Below are 16,682 nucleotides of genomic sequence, written 5' to 3' on the forward strand. Positions count from 1 at the left end.
TCCGGGCTCGAGCGACCAGCTCGAGGAGTCCGGCCGCCAGCGATAGACATCCGATCCGGCGTGAGCGAAGAGGTCGACGCCGTCGAACGCGAGCGCACGAATGTCGGTGTCCAGCAATCCCTGATTGACGGGCCGCCAGTCCGAGAGCTGATGACTGATCCGCGCGAGCCCGATGCCGCGGCGTGTCGCCAGCCAAAGGGTGTCGCGCTGGAGGGCGACGCCGGTCACCGACGGGCTGGAAAAGGTCGTGTCGAAGGAGACGGTGAGGCCCTTGTCCGGCAGGGAGCCCGAGACCTGACGGCCGTTCCACAGCGAGAAGCCGCGCGTGGTGCCGATCCACAGCGTGTCGCCATTGGCTTCGAGCACGCGCACCGAATCGGACGGCAGACCGTCGAGCAGGTTCATCACCTCCCAGCGGCGGCCGTCCGCCGAGCGCCGGCTGACGCCATTGCCTTCCGTGCCGACCCATAGCCGTCCGCTGCGATCCAGCGCGATCGAAGTGAGCCGGTTGCTCGCGATGGTCCCGGGCTCACGCCGAATGATCGACAAGGCCTGGGTGGCGCGATCCCATCGCACGAGTCCCGCCTCCGCGGTGGCGCCCCACACCTGCGCGGAATCAGCCAGCAGCGCCGTGAACTGGCGCGCACGAACGAACGTGGTCCATGCCCCGGGTGACGACGCGGCGCCCGCCGTCCCCGCGGCGCCGGCGAGCGTCAGAGCGGCCATGAGGAAAGCGGGCATTCGCATCGATCTACTCCATCGGGCCAAAGCGCAGACGCCACACCATCCATAGCGCCTCCCACACGATCCTTCGACTCATCTTGGAGACGCCCGCGCGGCGATCGACGAAGGTGATCGGGATCTCGCGGATGCGAAATCCTCGCTTCCACACCTTGTAGGTCATCTCGATCTGAAAGGCGTAGCCATCCGATTTCACCCGGTCGAGGTTCACGGCCTCGAGTGCCTTCCGGCGGAAGCACTTGAATCCGCCGGTCGTGTCCCACACCGGAAGGCCCGTGATCCATCTGGCGTAGACGTTGGCCGAGTACGAGAGGATGAGGCGCGAGAGCGGCCAGTTCACCACCGTGACGCTGCCGTTCAGATAGCGCGAGCCCAGCACCAGATCGACCTCGGCCGCATTCTCGAGGAAGGCTCCGATCGCGGCCGGGTCGTGGGAGAAGTCGGCATCCATCTCGAACACGTACTGAGCACCCTGCCGGAGCGCGTAGCGGAACCCGTCGCGGTAGGCGGATCCGAGGCCCATCTTTCCCGGGCGCTGGAGGAGGTGGATGCGCGGATCGCTCGCCTTTCGCGTATCGACCAAGGCCGCCGTGCCGTCCGGTGAGTTGTCGTCGACGACCAGCACTTCCAGCCCGTAGGGAAGCGCGAGCAGCTGGTCGAGAAGGACCCCGATGTTCTCGCGCTCGTTGTACGTGGGAATGATCACGAGCTTCTCCACTACGCCGCCTCCGCTCGAGGCGCGGCCACGCGGCGACGCGCGATCACGCCCGCGAGCAGCAGCGCCACGGACGCGACGAGTCCAAGAGCGGAGAGCAGCAAACCCATGCGCACGGCCCTGGACTCGAAACGGAACTCGATGCGGTGACGCCCTGCGGGCACCGCGACGGCGCGCAGCAGATAGTCGGCCTTGAGGACCGGCGTGCGCCGGCCGTCCACGGTGGCCACCCAGTCCGGGTACCACATGTCGGCGAGCCGCACGATCGCGGGCGCCGGCGTCTCGACGTCGATCGTCACCCGGTTGAGCCGGTAGTCGACGATCGTGGCGCGCCCGGAAGCGGCCACGGCCGCGCCGCCGACGCTCACGCGCGGATCGCTGTCGAGCCAGGTGCCGATGCCAACGTCGTAGCGTTCGGAGGTGATGGAGTCGAGCACGGCGCGCGCAGTCGGCGCGACACGATAGGCGCCGAGCACGGTGACCCGGGGCAGCGCGGTTTCGTTCTCGAACACGATGGCCGAGCCTTGGTACGCCCGGCGCAGCCACGGGACCTCGAGCGGCTGCGGGCTCACCACGTAGCGGATGTTGAGGAGCCGCATCCACGACAGGCTGAAGGCGGTGGGCGCCTGTGGGCTCGGGATCACCAGGGCGTCCACGAGGTCCTGGTAGAGGCGCGGCTTGGCAGCGTGGTAGCCGCCGATCGAGGCGATGCCGAAGCCGGCGAAGCGGTTGCTCTGGATCTCCTCGATCGCCCAGATCCGGAACGTGCCCTGCGGGCCTGCTTTCTCCAGGAACTCGACCACGTCGTCGCGACCCTGTTCGAGGATGCGCGCGACGCGCGGTCCGATGACCGGGGCGACCACCTGGGCGCTCACGGGCCAGATCTCGATGAGGAGCAGCACGAGCGCCATCAGCGAGGCGAGGATCGCCGGCAGCTTGCGACGCAAGGCGAGCCAGCCCACCGCGAGCGTCGCCAGCGCCAGCAGCGAGACCCGGATCAGGTCGGCGATGAATCCGCGGAACGCGATCTCCCCCGCCTGGGGCGCTAAGTCGGGACGCGCAAGCTGCACCGCCTTCTCGTAGCCGGCGCGCCACGCGCCCTGGCCCATGCCGCCCACCAGGAGCACGATCAGCAGCGCCGCGCCGATCATCAGGAGCCCGCGAGAGACGCGCGCGGGAGGCGGATTCGCGGCGGAGCCTTCGAGCAACGCGCTCCAGCCCCACGCCAGGCCGAGAGCGGCAGAGACCTGGAACAGGACGAGGATCATCACCGGCACGCGGAACTTGTTGAACAGCGGCAGGTGCTCGTAGAGGAATCCGTACAATGGGAGATGCTTGCCGAACGAGATCGCGAGCGCCGCGACGCCGAGCGCGAGCGCGAAGGCGCGTGAGCGGCTCCAGGTCAGGAAGCCGAGCAACGCGAGCGCCACCGTGATCATGCCGACGTAGGCGTTGGGGTAGTCCGTGAACGGCATGGTCCCCCAGTAGGTCGGACCGCCGAAGCCGACCGCGCCGGGAATCACGATGGTCGGCAGCTCACGGCCGGAGAGCGACCACGCGGTCGCGTAATCCATGCCCACGCCTCCACCCGCTCCGCCGCCGCGGATCGAGTACTGGGCGTAGTCGCGCAGCGGAAGGTTGTAGAAGCCGGCGATCGCGAACGCCAGAGCCATCGCCGCGCCGAGGCCGGCGGCGCGCAGGAGCCGCGTGACGGGCGTGACCGGCGGGTCGTCGGCGGGCGCCTGCTTCGACACGACGCCGCCGATCACCTCGATCAGCGCGTAGAGCCCGATCGCGAGCCACGAGTAGAACACGATCTGCGCGTGGCCGCGCAGCATCTGGAATCCGCCGGCCAGCGCCAGCCAGCCGATGTGATGCAGTCCCCCGCGCCGCAGCCAGCGGGTGGCGAGCCACAGGAGCAGCGGAATGTACGCCGAGTTGACGAGCTGGCTGCCGTGCCCGTGCGATCCCACCGCCACCAGATTCGGGGCGAACATGAATGCCACACCGCCGAGCAGCGCCCCTTCGGGGCGCGCGCCCCATTCGCGCGCGAGCAGGAAGAAGAAGAGCCCGCCGAGGAAGTAGTAGAGCAGGAGCCAGGTGAGATCGGGCAGCGGCAGCACCTTGGCGATCAGCGCCAGCGGCCAGTCGGGCGGATAGATCAGCGGGTTGTAGGCCCCGCTGGCGAACGAAGGCATGCCCAGGAACACGAAGGGGTTCCACAACGGATAGTCGCGCTGCTGGTAGAGCGACTGCTCGCCCATGCGAACGAATCCCACCGGCGCCGTCGCGTCGGGGGCGACGAAGGTCTGGCCCTCGAGCGCCACCTGGTGGAACAGCAGAACGGTCAGGAGCCCGAGCAGCGCGGCCGCCCATCGGGTGGTCAGCGTGAAGGAGCGAGGCGCCGCGCGGGTCTTCCGAGCCTTGGTGACGGTCTTCGCCATGCGAGCCGCTCGGTCAGCTCCGGAGCGCGAGCGTGCGCTCGATCTCGTCCACCATGCGAGTGGCGAGACCCGACCAGTCGTGGGGTCTGGCGAGCGCGCGGCAGGACTCCGGGTCCACGCCGGCATCCAGGGCGCGGCCCACCGCCGCAGTCATCTCGGCAGGGGTGGCGGCGTATTGAAGACGTGGGGAAACGGGATCGAGATCCTGCACGGGCGTGGTGACGGTGGGTAAGCCGGCGGCCAGGTACTGATAGACCTTGTTGGGGTTAATACCCTGTACGTAGCGATCTTGCGCCCGGAAAGGTATCACACCCACGTCGAGCGCCTGCATGACCGCGGGGACCTCCGCATAGGGCCTTGGGCCAAGCACCGCAACGCCTTCCCGGGCCGACAGCTCGGCCACGGCGCGATCGGTCGCCGGATTTCCAGGACCCACCAGCACCAGGGTTCCCCCCCGGCGGGCCTGTCGCAGGGCCTCGAGCACCTCGAAGTCGAGGAAGTGCGAGAGGAGCCCGACGTAGCCGATTCGCGGCCGGGGCAGGGCCTCGAGCTCGGGCGGGACCGGACGGGGGACGCTGAAGTGGTCGATCTCGACCCCGTTCCCGATGGTGATCACCGGCTTGTCGCTCTCGGCGGCGAGCTGCTGACGGTAATGCTCCGAGACCGCGAAGAACGTGTCGATCTGGCCCTTTGTGCGCTCCCAGTACCGATGAGCCCAGGATGGCACGCCCGCGAATTGGAAGGGGCTGTCGTTGTAATCGTAGAACGCGGCGCGCGCGCCGAGCGCCCTGAGCGCCCCGGGAGCATAGATGTTGGAGACCAGAGCGACCGGCCGCGGCGAGACCTCGAGCGACCGCAACCGCGAGAGCAGCCAGCGCGCGGCGCCCCACTCGATCGCCGAGCGGCCCGCCGCGGTGCTGGCCGCCGCGTTGTAGAGGCCGCTCTTCGTTGCAGTCTTGAGGAAAGGCACGGTGAAGTAGGTGACACGTCCTTCGACGCGCGGCGACCACGGATCGTCGGCGCCGAATGCGGGCGGCTGTGCGTAGAAGATCCGCCAGCGCTCGGGAAAGCGGGACAAGAGGAACTGCTTGCGCGTTCGAAAGTAGCCCCAGCGCACCTCGGCCAGGACGACGAGATCCACTACGTCTGCACGCCCTGGGCCTGGAGCTCGCGCGACACGTCGTCCATCACCTGCTCGTAGTTGAGGTGCAGCCCGGGATGCATGTAGACGCGCGGCGGCTTCTCCACGACCCTCGGATCCACGGCCAGGTACTGTCGGGCCCAGGATTCCAGCGAGAGCCAGCGCCACACCTGGAGCCCGATCGGCCGCCCGGCGAGATACTGGTCGAGCGCGGCCCGCATCGGCTCAGGCTCGATCCAGTCGTGGAGCGGTCCCGGGGTCAGCAGCCGATGGCGCAGCTCGTTGCGGAACCGGCTGCGGAGCCACACATCGGTGGGCGTCTCGAATCCCATCTTGTCGCGGCGGTTCAGCACCGGCTTGGGAATCCGGCTTGCGAGCGCGCGGCGCAGGATCGCCTTGGTGGCGTTCCCGTCCAGCTTGGCCTCGTCCGGCAGGGAGAAGGCCAGCTCCACCATCCGGTAGTCGAGGAACGGCAGCCGCGTCTCGATCGCGAACGCCATGCTGTTGCGATCCTCGTAACGCAGCAGCGACGGCAGCAGACGCTGCTGCAGATCGAACGCCTGCTGGCGAGCCACCGCGCTGCGGAAGCCTTTGGGCGCCTCCAGCGCACGACGTCCCGGAAGGGCCCTCAGCGACGGGCCGAGAACGCGATCCTTGCCCTGGCCGAAGGTGCGCCGCAGCGGCGCGAACAGGCCGCGCGGGATCCACGCCTCGAGCGTGAGCGCCAGCGCGTGCGTCGGACCGAGCCGCCGCGCCACGTCGCCGAAGCGCCGCGCGAAGCCCGGGAGATCGCCGCCGGCCAGCAGGTCGCGCAGACGGAGCGGGAGGTAGCGCTCGTATCCGGCGAGCGTCTCGTCGCCACCCTGTCCGTCGAGCAGCACACGAAGTCCGGCCTCGTGCGCGAGGCCCATGACCTTCCACTGCGAGTACACCCCCGGACCTGCGGTCGGCTCGTCCTGCTGGAACGTGAGCCGGTCGAGGACCGGCCACAGGTCGGCGCCGTCCGGCACGATGATGTGCGAGATCGCGCCGCTGGCTTCGACCGTCGCGGCGACGTACGGCCGCTCGTCGAACGCCGGGCCTTCGTCGTAAGCGCAGGTGAAGGCATGGAGCGGCTGCGAGGCGAGCGTCGAGGCGGTGGTGACCACCGCGCTCGAGTCGATGCCTCCGGAGAGGCACGATCCGACTTCCACGTCGGCGCGCAGGCGGAGGCGCACGGCGTCGCTGAAGAGCTCGGCGAAGCGCTCCGGCCATTCGCGCGGGCTGCCCTGGGCGCGCCGCTCGGGATCGAGCGTCCACCAGCGGCGCACCCAGAAGCCGCGCTCGCTGACCCCGAGCATCTGGCCCGGCGGCAGCTGCCACACGCCTTCGAAGAAGGTCTGCGCTTCGTGGTCCACCCAGTCGAGCGCGACCAGGTCGCGGACCGCCGCCAGACGCGGCAGGATCCGGTGCGGCTGGGTGAGGACCAGCGCCTTGGGCTCGGACGCGAACGCGAAGGTTCGGCCGTCCCACTGGTAATAGAACGGCTTGACGCCGAGGCGGTCGCGCACGCAAATCAGCTCGCGCGTCTCGCCATCCCACAGCGCGATCGCGAACATGCCGTTCATGCGCGTGAAAGCGTCGTGGCCGAATCGCCGGTACGCGGCCAGGATGACTTCGGTGTCGCTGGCGCTGGTGAAGCGCTCGCCCATCGACTCGAGCTCGGCTTTCAGCTCGATGTAGTTGTAGATCTCGCCGTTGTAGGTGATCCAGTGCCTCGCGTCGTGGCCGCACATCGGCTGGTGACCACCCGGCGACAGATCGACGATCGAGAGCCGCCGGTGCGCGAGCCCGACCCCGTGGGCGGCATCGGCCGGGCCGTGATGGCGTCCCGGCGCGTAGGGATGCGGGCTCTTGTAGGCCTCGGCGGGCGTGTCGGGGCCGCCCAGCGTCACCGTGTGGCCGGAGCGCGGCTCGATCAGCACCATGCCTTCGTCGTGCGGGCCGCGGTGGCGCAGCAGGTGGGACATGTGGCCGAGGCGACCGAGGTCGATCCGGTCATCGAGCCGAAACAGTCCGGCGATGCCACACATCGGCGCTTCCCTCCTCCTCAGCGCTCGCGGCCGACGCGCAGCGCGAACGCCAGCGCGATCAGTCCGAACATGGCGCCCAGCTTCATCGTCCAGCCGGCCGGCGTCGGCGACGCGTGCTGGGCGACGATCGCGAGTCCCAGCGCGGTCACGAACAGCAACGCCGCTTTGGCGCCCCGGAACGGCAGCCGGTGCACGCGCTGCGCGACGAGATACGTGGACACCGCGAGCGTCACGTTGCCGAGCAGTGTGGCTTCCGCCGCTCCCAGCACACCGCCCCGCGGGACGAGCCACGCGTTGGCCGTGACCGCCACAGCCGCCGCGGCTGCCGCGGTCCAGCCGAGCCAGTGGGTCTTGAGCGCGAGCTGGATGCCGAGACAGGCGACATAGTACGCACCGTACGCGACCGCGGCAAAGGTGAGCATCAAGGCGGGCTTTCCCGCGTCCTGATATTCGGGCGGCACCGCCACCGCCACGATCTCGGGGGCGAAGGCGCCGATCCCGAGCGCGAGCAGACTCGCGACCGCGACGTAGAGCGAGAACACGCGAGCGAAGAGTCCGGGTGAGTCGGGAGCGGTGGCCCGCGCGTGCGCGAATGGAAAGAACGCGAGCGAGAAGGCCGACACGCCCATCATCGCGACCGCGAAGAACTTCACCGCCACCGCGTAGGTGCCGACCGCGCCCAGACCGTGCCATTGCTGGAGGAAGAAGCGGTCGGCGGCGCCGACCACGCCATAGCCGAGCGCGGCGGGCACGAGCGGCGCGCCGAAGGCCACCATGCGCCGCAGCACGGCGGCGTCGAACGCCGGCGCGATCGAGTGACGGATCAGCACCAGTCCGAGCGCGGCTCCCGCCAGATCGCCTGCGAGCTTGCCGTAGAGCACGCCGGCGACGCCGAGCTGCCGCTCGAGCACGAGCCATAGCGAGACCGCGGCGGTCGCGACGGTCTGGACGAAGTTGAGCGCGATGAACTTCTGCGGCTGAAAGGTGACGCGAAGCACGTCGTTGGCGAACAAGGTGAGCAGCGTGAAGGGCAGCGTGACCGCGCCGATCACCAGGTACTTGCGATACGCCGCCGAGCCGATGACGGCGGGCGCCAGCACGCTCGCCAGGCCGGCCAGCAGCAGCGCGGCCACGACCGAGAGCGCGAGGCGAAAGAGGAGCGACGTGGCCACCATCCTTTGGCGCGCTTCGCGGCTCTCCTCCTGGTAGAAGAAGCGCACCAGCGCCCCGTCCATCCCGAACACCAGGAACACCACCGCGAACTGGGCATAGGCCAGCACGAGATCGCCGACGCCGTAGACGTCGCGCGTGAGCACGCGGGTGAGGATCGGCACCATCAGGAGCTGGACGGCGCGTCCGCTCACCTGGCCGAGGCCGTAGACCAGCGACTCGGCGGTCAGCCGCTTGAGCGCCTCACGCATGCGTGCCGGATTCCGAGTCGGCCGCCCGAGCGACCGGCCGCTCGCCCGCATCGAGCGACTGGTAGAGCCCGATCAGCCGCCGGGCGAGAACGGGTGCGGCGTGCTCGCGCTCGACGTAGGCGCGACCGTGCTCCCCCAGAGCGCGGCGGCGCGGCTCGTCGTCGAGCAGCTCGGCGAGCTGCTCCGCCAGATTCTCCTTGGTGCAGCGAACGATCGGGCAATCCACGAGTCGTGGCTCGAAGTCGTCGCGGATGAAGCACAGCACCGGTTTCCCCATCGCCATCGCTTCGACCGCCACCATGCCGTACCAACCCATGAAGACCTGGTCCACCACGACGTCGGCCCCGGCCATGAGGTCGCGCAGCCGGGCCCACGGCACCCGCTCCACGGTCTCGAAGCGCACCGCGCCGAACCGCGGGCGCAGGGCCTCGTAAGCGCGCTCGACGTAGCGCGTGCCTTTGATGAGGCGGTTGGTGGGCGCGTGAAGCACGAGCCGCGGAGCTCCGGAGGACGGCGTGAACGGATAGCCCGGGAGGTCGACGGCGACCGGCAGATGCATGGCGCGGGGCGCGGATTCGAGCAGATCCGGGGTCGATACCAGCTCGGCGTCGGCGAAGCGTCTCGCCGCGGCGCGGATCATCCGCTGACGCCCGGGATGGCAGAAGGGATCGCATTCGGTGCAGGTGGCATGCGTGTGGGTCGCGAGCATGTGCGCGCGATTGCGAATGTCGCAGCCGTGATAATGGAAGACCACCTTCTGGCCGAGTGCTTTGTAGAGCGGCAGGTCGGGATTGTGAGGTGGCACCAGGGTGCGGCCGAAATGGAAGTGATAGACGTCGTAGCGCCCGGCATGGCGCAGGAAGCTGGCCAGATATCCCGCGTAGCGCGGGAACACAGGCAGGGCGTCGTAGGGCCGCATCTCGTCGGGCGTGTATTGCGGGAAGCCGGGGTTGTAGGCGAGCGAATGCGCGTCGACGCCCAGATCGCGCAGTGCGCGTGCCAGGATCGACGCCTGCCCCGCGATCTCGGCGGGCGCATGGAGCACGCGCAGGCTCATCGAAGGCCGCCCCGGCAGCGAGCCGTGTAGAGCGTGACCTCGTCGCCGGGCTGCTTCCACGGATGGACCTGCCGGAATCCCCCTGCACGGCACGGACTGGATTCCAGCGCGCGGAGCCTGGGCTCGGCGGCGGCCCTGCCTCGCAGCACGAACCATCCATGGTCATCCGTCATCCCGAACGCGTGTCCTTCGCCACGACCGAAGATCTCGGCTTCCGGGCGCAGTCTTCCGGTGGCCGAATCTCGCACGCACCCGACCACCACCGGAACATCGGTCCGCGGCGAAGGAACGCGAAAGACGACCGGGACCGCATCGCCCTCGTGCTCGCCTGCCTCGTAGCGCCAGCGGCGCGCCGCCCGCAACACCGCAGACTCGGCCGCGACCCGCAGACTGGGATCCTGGCAGCTGAGCGCCGACCGTGACACGTTCACCGCCCATGCTCGTCCATCGGGGCCCAGGAAGATCCGCACCGTGACGCGCCCTCGACACCCGTAAGAAACCGCCACCGGCCACTCGGCTTCCTCCCGCTCGATCGGCTCGGGCGAGACCCTCGCCAGCGTGTCGACGATCCACGTGGCCGAATCCTCCGACGCGGGTTCGTTCTCGGGATCGGAGAAGGGCACGCGCAGGGTCCACCACACGCTCACCGGCCGATCGCCCTCGGTGGCCGGCCGAAACGTCCATCGCCGCACCGCGCGGACCGCGGCGCTGTCGAAAGAGGCACGCAGCTCGCGCGTCAGGATGTCGTGCCGAACGTTGTAAGGAACGACTTTCGCAGTGCGGACGATTCCCTCGCGCCCGATCAGCACGCGGAGCTCCACCTCCGTGCTGATTCCGCTCCCGATCGCCCATGACGGGTACTGGGCCGCCGGTGTGTGGATCGGCCTCGGCGCCGCCGCCATTGCCGGAGAGGTCATGGCCCCGAGCGCCACGGCGGCGTTCCACAGCGCCTGCTTCATCGCGGCCTTCCGAACGGATTCGACGCCCCGCACCAGGGGCAGGTCCAGCGCGTCGGCCACGGCTGCGGCGGATCGAGCACGGCGTGCTCCCCGCACGCGCGGCACACGTGGGTGACTCGGCGCATGGCCGGCTCACGATGGACGCCGGGCATCCCGCTCTTGCGGAAGGTCATCACGAAGTTCGCGTCCGCTGCCAGATCGATGCCGGTCGACCGGTGGAGCCACGCCACGACGTCGGTGAACGCGCCCTGCAGCGGCTTGGTGCGAGGATCGTTCATCCACGAGAACCCGGCTGGAACGTGCGCCATGGCCTCGACCTCGAAGCCTCGGCTCTCGAACAGGCTCAGCACCTTTTCCTGGTCGAAGCGCTGCTGATGCTCGAGCCGCTTGCGAAACTTGAGCAGCGCGTACTTGGCGAAGTAACCGGCGAAGCGGTAGAGCCGGTCGTCGAACGCCGCGGCGCGCGGCACGGAGACATAGAGCATGCCTCCCGGACGGGTGACGCGCGCCAGCTCGTCGCAGCAGGGCTCGAGCTCCGTGACGTGCTCCAGCACGTAGTGGCAGACCGTCAGGTCGAACACCCCGTCGCGAATCGGCAACCGGGCCAGGTCGCCGCGAAATGCCGACACGTTCGCGGTCCGCGGCGGTGGACCGGGTGGAAACTTGATGTCGAAACCGGTGATGCGCAGATCGCTGCGGTCCGCGTAGGGCCACGAGCCTGGACCGCAGCCCGCGTCGAGCACGCGGATCGAAGGCGGCGCAGTGGCGATCACTTCGCGCAGGAAGAGCGGCGGCTCGAGCGGCCCGAACGCGGGCTTGCGGATCCACTGCGCGACCTCGATCGTCACGGCATCGCCTCGCCCGCGGGCTTGCCCGCCAGCGCGTCGCCGAGGGCGCGCGGCACCGCCATGGCCGCGGCGCCGTGGCCGCGGACCAGCAGCCAGCCCATGAGCAGGAGCTGCCACAAGAGGAACGCGGGCAGCCAGGTGAGGCGCGCGAGGCCGCGCGCGTGCGTGGAGAACAGCCTGAGGTTGGCGCGCAGCCGGTGATAGATCTTCCACGGACTCGCCTGACCGCTCGACGCGGAAACCTGGTGCCAGAGACGAGCGGTCGGCACGAACAGGAGCTCGAGCCCCGCGGCGCGCGCGCGCAGGCACCAATCCGAGTCCTCGGCGTAGATGTAATAGCCCTCGTCGAGCAGGCCTACCTTCTCCCACGCGCTGCGCCGCGCCATCAGGCAGCAGCCGGTCACGTAACCGGTGCGCTCGAGCGAGCGATACTGTCCATGATCGAGGGTGTGGACCCCGCGATGCGACGCCCATCCGAGCCACGGCTCGAGCCTTCCACCCGCGTACCAGATGCGCGCGCTCGGCGCGCCGAAGTAGATGAGCGGTCCGGCGGCGCCGGCGTCCGGCACCTCGTCCAGCGCCATCAACAGGCGCTCGATCAGCCCGGGATCGGCGCGTGTGTCGTTGTTGAGCAACATGATCGCGTCGGCGCCGCGCTCGAGCGCGTGGCGCAGTCCATGGTTGTTGCCGCCCGCGAAGCGGCGGTTCTCGGGGAGGGCGAGCAGAGTGACACTCGGGAACTCGGCGGCGATCGCCGCGGCCGAGCCGTCGGTCGATCCATTGTCGACCACGATGGTCAGAAGGTCCCAGCCGGCCGGCAGGCGGCAGGCGGCGAGCGTGGGCAGCAGGGCGCGCGTGTCGGCAAGACCGTTCCAGTTGAGCACCACCACCGCCACGGTGCTCACGCCTGGCGCGCCTCCGCCTCCACGGCCGCCTGGAGCTGGAGCGCGGCCCAGACCATGCCTCCGATCAGGAGCACCATCATCAGCGCGATGGGCCACACCGGGAGGCCGGCGTAGAGCATGTAGAGCCACCAGAAGTCGAGCGCGTGGAGCATGCGCGCCTGGTCGCCGCGCCCGATGCCCACCCGCTCGTCGATCTGGCCTCGGCCGCTGAGCCGCGGCACCTCGCCGCGCGCGTGCTCGGCCACATTGCGCGACAGCATGCGCCAGTGAGCAACGATGGGGCTGAAGCTCGGATTGAAGTGGCTGTCGCTCATGAAACGCGGATCGTCGAGCGCGCGTGTGTACGGATAATCGCCGGCCTCGCGCATCTGGGCGCCGAAGTGGATCGAGACGCCGCCGAGCTGCACCACCAGCCCGAGCGCGCCCAGCACCAGCGCCGCGGCGCGGATCGCGCGCGATGTGGAATCGAGGGCGAACGCCACGGCCAGGAACGCGGGCGGCAGGAGCGGCACCAGATAGCGTGGTCCGAACGAACCGTCACCCGCCCAGTGCTCGAAGGTGCCGTAGAGCACCAGCGCCGCGCCGAATGCGAGCATCGCTCCCACCGCCGCCCGCCGCGCCACCGGCGGCTTGAGCCACATCGTCTTCCAGCCGCGCGGCGCGAGCCATAGCGGTGGCGCGAACCACAGGACGCCCTTGCCCGAGGAGATCAGCAATCCATAGAGGCCGATCAGGAGCGGCGTGGTGTAGGCCGCGGGTGTCGCCTGCGCGCCGTAGCCGCTCTCGAGCGGATTGCCGAAGCGCGCCCCGTTGTAGATGAGATGACCGGCCACGGCGAGCGCGAACGCGATGGCGAGCGGACGCGTGTCGCGGAGCGGCCGCGCCATCAGCACAGGGCTGATGCACAGGAGCGCGATCGGCAGCATGCTGGCCTTGACCGAGATCGCGAGGAACAAGCCAATGGCCGCGATGAAACGCGCCTTGGGATCCTCCGCCTTCGCGCTGCCGGCCAGCGCCAGCAGCAGGCCGAGTCCCTGGAGCGGCTCGGCCATGAAGCTCTTCGCGTACACCCAGAGCGGCGTGGCGAATCCGAGCATCAGGGTCGCGAGCAGCGCCGCTCGCGGCCTTATCTGAAGTCCCCGTGCCGCTCCATAGAAGACGCCCAGCAGCAGCGCGACCACCCATGCGTTGAAGAACGAGGCGATGAAGCGCACGGCCAGCGTGCGCCGCAGCCCGTCGAGACCAGAAACCGCCGCGATGCCTTCGGCCGCGGCAACCAGCGGCAGCGCGAGCACGGCCTGGCCGGCGGCGTTCTTGGTGTAGTGGCGGCCGTCGGGACCGGCCAGCGTCGCGCCGGCCGGAATGTCGAGCCGTCCGTGGAGAATGCTGCGCGACAGCTCCAGCATGCTGACCTCGTCGCTGCCCACGACGCGGCCGCCTCCGCTCAGCACGTAGGCCAGGAAGGCGAAGACACCGATCCAGCGCGTGGTCGCGATCAGGCCCTTCATCGCCAGCCCCGATCCGGCGCCAGCTGATCGCCGAGTGCCAAGGCTTCGTCGGCCAGTCTCTCCCACGAATGCGCGCGCCGCACCGCCTCGACGCCGGCGCGCAGGCGAGGCCCGAGACCTTCGGCGAAGAAGCGCACGACCGCGTCGGCCAGGGCGCCAGGGTCCTCGGGCGGCACCACGAGACCCGTCTCCTCGGCGCGCACCGTTTCACCGAGCCCCCCCACGTCGGTGATGATCACCGGCACGCCGAGCGCGTAGGCCACGTGGGTGACGCCGCTCTGCGTGGCCGACCGATACGGCAGCACCACCACGTCGGCGGCCTTGAACAGCGCCTCGACCTCGTCGTCCGGAAGGTAGTGGTCCATGAGCTTCACCGCAGAATCTCCCGCCGACCTTGCCAGCGAGCGATAGGGCGACGCATCCTCGTAGAACTCCCCCGCCACGATCAACGTGACCGAACGGCGTTCGCGCACGCGCGGCCAGGCCTCGAGCAGGATGTCGAGCCCCTTGTAGCGGCGCACATAGCCGAAGAACACCGCCACCTCGCCCTCGACGCCGAGCTTCCGGCGCGCGCTCTCGCGCGTGTAGCGGCCGCGGTCGAACTGCGCGTAGAGCGGATGAGGCACCCGGCGCCGGATCGCCCCGGGCTTCAGGCGATCGAGGTCGCGCTCCACGCTCTCCGACATCACCAGATAGCCATCCGAGTGACGCAGCATCCGCCGGGTGAGGAACCCATCACCCAGCCGCCGTTCATGCGGCACCAGGTTGTCACACACCAGCGCCACCCGGGTGCCGCGTCGGCGCAGCGGACCGACCGCGCCGGTGAAGGCCGGCGCGAAGAACGGCAGCCACCACTTGAGGATCACCAGGCCGGGTGCGAAGGCTTCGAGGTGGCGCGCCGCGCGCCCCCACGAGAGCGGCCCGATCGAATCGAGCAGCGCCGCCACCTCGAAGCTCGGCGGCTCGGCGGCCTCGTCGCGCTGGCTCTTGCCCGGGAACAGGATCTCGGGGTACTGGCGCGTGAACGTCACCCCTCGGACCTCGGCGCTCCGCGCGAGCGTCTCTCCCAGCAATCCGAGATATTGAGCGATCCCTCCGCGCCAGGGATGGAGCGGTCCCACCAGGGCGATGCGCACGTCAGCGCGCCCGTCGCGCACGCCTTCCGGAGTGGCGGGACGACCAGGTCTCGAGCCCGTGCGGCTCGAACTGGAACCGCACCGCCTGGGCGCCGTGCTTCTCGAGCGCCGCCGCCACGCGGTGCTTGCGGTCGAACCGGGTGAGCAGCAGGAAATACCCGCCGCCGCCGGCGCCCGGCATCTTGCCCCCGATCGCGCCTTCGCGGCGCGCCAGCGCGTACAGGCGGTCGACCCGCGTGTTCGAGATGCCGCGCTCCAGCTTCTTCTTGCTGGTCCACGCCTGGTGGAGCAGCTCCCCCATCGCGTCGACGTCGCCGAGCAGCAGCGCTTTCTTCATCTCGAGCGTCCGCTGCTTGAGATCGTGGAGCGCCTCCACCGTGCCCTTCCTCCCGGCGCGGTAGTTCTCGGTCTGCCGCTCGATGATGCGCGCCGACTGCCGGGTCTGCCCCAGGTAGCAGAGCAACAGCCGGTACTCCAGCTCGCGGATCACGCCCGGCTGCACGCGCAGCGGATTCACCACGTTCGCGTCGCGATGGAACTCGATGAAGTTGAATCCTCCGAACGCCGCCGAATACTGATCCTGGCGGCCGCCGGCGAGCCCGAGGTCGACGCGTTCGACCCGATACGCCAGTTCCGCGGTCTCGTCGCACGAGAGCGGACGCTGGAGCCACGCGGAGAGCACGCCGATGAGCGCCACCATCATCGTCGACGACGATCCCAGCCCTGATCCCGGCGGCGCGTCGGAGTGAACCCAGAGGTCGAGCCCGCGCTTCACCTGGAGCGCGCGGATCGCGGCCTTGAGCAGGTCGAGCTGGCCGTCGAAAGCGAGCCCCCGCGGGTGGTCGTACTTGACCGACATGTCGTAGTCGAGGCTGGCCAGCGTCACGCGCGAGTCGCGACGCGGCGAGAGCGAGGCGTAGGCGTACTGGTTGATGGTGGCCGCGAGCACCAGGCCGCCGTGCTCCTCCGGATAGGGCGACACGTCGGTGCCGCCGCCGCAGAAGCTCAGGCGCAGCGGCGCGCGCGCGCGGAAATAGGCGCGGTCGCTCACGAAGCAAACCTGCGCTCGGCGCGCTCCAGGCCTTGCGGGGTCCCGATGTCCCAGAAGCTGCCTTCGGCCGCGTGCCCGACGAGCTGCCTGGCGCTCGCGAGCCCCGGCAGCACGTCGCGCTCGAGCGAGGAGGCTCCGGAAGGAAGCGCATCCCACAGCTCCGGGCCGAACGCGTAGCAGCCGCCGCTCACCCAGGCCGGGCCCACATGGCCGGCGTCCTTCTCGACGAACCGGGTCACATGGCCATCGTCATCGCACTCGACACGCCCGCTGGCCTGCGCATCGTCGAGCCGGAAGAGCGCCAGCGCACCCACCGCCCCGCGCTCCCAGCGGGCGCGCTCGAGCGCCCACAAATCGAGCTCGGCGAGCGTGTCGCCGTTCATCACCAGGCTCGGGCCGAGCAAGAACGACCGCGCCTGGGCGAGCGCTCCGGCGGTGCCGAGCGGCTGCGTCTCGCGTGAGTACTGGAGCCGGACCCCGAGCTTCTCTCCGTTGCCGAACGCTCGCTCCACCTGCTCCGCGCCATGTCCCACGCACAGCACGATGTCGCCGAGGCCCTGGCCCGAGAGCCAGCCGATCTGCCGCTCGAGGAACGGACGGCCGGCGACGGGCGCCAGCGCTTTGGGCAGATCGCCGATCGCGTGCGCGAGACGGGTCCCGAGGCCCCCCGCGAGCACGAACACT

The 16,682-nt window shown here is 69.8% G+C and carries 14 protein-coding genes; all 14 read right to left on the reverse strand.

All coding sequences use genetic code 11. The annotated features are described in order from the left end of the window. Positions 1–747 (reverse strand): two-component regulator propeller domain-containing protein (locus tag VFQ05_14465; GenBank protein HET9327967.1); only part of this gene is annotated, 747 nt, incomplete at its 3' end. Between the two features lie 4 nt (positions 748–751). Further along, a complete protein-coding gene (locus tag VFQ05_14470) occupies positions 752–1,459 on the reverse strand; it encodes a polyprenol monophosphomannose synthase (GenBank protein HET9327968.1) in 708 nt (235 codons plus the stop codon). After that, on the reverse strand, positions 1,459–3,900 hold the full coding sequence (locus VFQ05_14475; GenBank protein HET9327969.1) for a hypothetical protein: 2,442 nt from the start codon (positions 3,898–3,900) through the stop codon (positions 1,459–1,461). The genes VFQ05_14470 and VFQ05_14475 overlap by 1 nt, the downstream gene beginning before the upstream one ends. 13 nt (positions 3,901–3,913) lie before the next feature. Further along, positions 3,914–5,041: a glycosyltransferase gene (locus VFQ05_14480; protein ID HET9327970.1), complete on the reverse strand. Its 1,128-nt coding sequence runs from the start codon at positions 5,039–5,041 to the stop codon at positions 3,914–3,916. Then, positions 5,041–7,113: an asparagine synthase (glutamine-hydrolyzing) gene (asnB, locus tag VFQ05_14485; protein ID HET9327971.1), complete on the reverse strand. Its 2,073-nt coding sequence runs from the start codon at positions 7,111–7,113 to the stop codon at positions 5,041–5,043. The genes VFQ05_14480 and asnB overlap by 1 nt, the downstream gene beginning before the upstream one ends. 17 nt (positions 7,114–7,130) lie before the next feature. Beyond that, on the reverse strand, positions 7,131–8,534 hold the full coding sequence (locus VFQ05_14490) for an oligosaccharide flippase family protein (GenBank protein ID HET9327972.1): 1,404 nt from the start codon (positions 8,532–8,534) through the stop codon (positions 7,131–7,133). Beyond that, positions 8,527–9,591 (reverse strand): glycosyltransferase family 4 protein, encoded by a 1,065-nt coding sequence (locus VFQ05_14495; GenBank protein ID HET9327973.1) that lies wholly within the window; start codon positions 9,589–9,591, stop codon positions 8,527–8,529. The genes VFQ05_14490 and VFQ05_14495 overlap by 8 nt, the downstream gene beginning before the upstream one ends. Continuing rightward, the gene (locus tag VFQ05_14500) at positions 9,588–10,550 is read right to left on the reverse strand and encodes an energy transducer TonB (GenBank protein HET9327974.1); all 963 of its coding nucleotides are present in this window, start codon (positions 10,548–10,550) and stop codon (positions 9,588–9,590) included. The genes VFQ05_14495 and VFQ05_14500 overlap by 4 nt, the downstream gene beginning before the upstream one ends. Next, the gene (locus VFQ05_14505) at positions 10,547–11,398 is read right to left on the reverse strand and encodes a class I SAM-dependent methyltransferase (protein HET9327975.1); all 852 of its coding nucleotides are present in this window, start codon (positions 11,396–11,398) and stop codon (positions 10,547–10,549) included. The genes VFQ05_14500 and VFQ05_14505 overlap by 4 nt, the downstream gene beginning before the upstream one ends. Further along, positions 11,395–12,303: a glycosyltransferase family 2 protein gene (locus tag VFQ05_14510; protein HET9327976.1), complete on the reverse strand. Its 909-nt coding sequence runs from the start codon at positions 12,301–12,303 to the stop codon at positions 11,395–11,397. Before VFQ05_14510 ends, VFQ05_14505 begins: the two co-directional genes overlap by 4 nt. Continuing rightward, positions 12,300–13,811, reverse strand: coding sequence for a hypothetical protein (locus tag VFQ05_14515; protein HET9327977.1), 1,512 nt, complete (start codon positions 13,809–13,811; stop codon positions 12,300–12,302). Before VFQ05_14515 ends, VFQ05_14510 begins: the two co-directional genes overlap by 4 nt. After that, positions 13,808–14,968: a glycosyltransferase gene (locus tag VFQ05_14520; GenBank protein ID HET9327978.1), complete on the reverse strand. Its 1,161-nt coding sequence runs from the start codon at positions 14,966–14,968 to the stop codon at positions 13,808–13,810. The genes VFQ05_14515 and VFQ05_14520 overlap by 4 nt, the downstream gene beginning before the upstream one ends. After that, on the reverse strand, positions 14,949–15,998 hold the full coding sequence (locus VFQ05_14525) for a GHMP kinase (protein HET9327979.1): 1,050 nt from the start codon (positions 15,996–15,998) through the stop codon (positions 14,949–14,951). Before VFQ05_14525 ends, VFQ05_14520 begins: the two co-directional genes overlap by 20 nt. After that, positions 15,995–16,681: a nucleotidyltransferase family protein gene (locus VFQ05_14530; GenBank protein ID HET9327980.1), complete on the reverse strand. Its 687-nt coding sequence runs from the start codon at positions 16,679–16,681 to the stop codon at positions 15,995–15,997. Before VFQ05_14530 ends, VFQ05_14525 begins: the two co-directional genes overlap by 4 nt. Between the last annotated feature and the right edge of the window lies 1 nt (position 16,682).

Source organism: Candidatus Eisenbacteria bacterium (assembly GCA_035712145.1).
Classification (GTDB): domain Bacteria; phylum Eisenbacteria; class RBG-16-71-46; order RBG-16-71-46; family RBG-16-71-46; genus DASTBI01.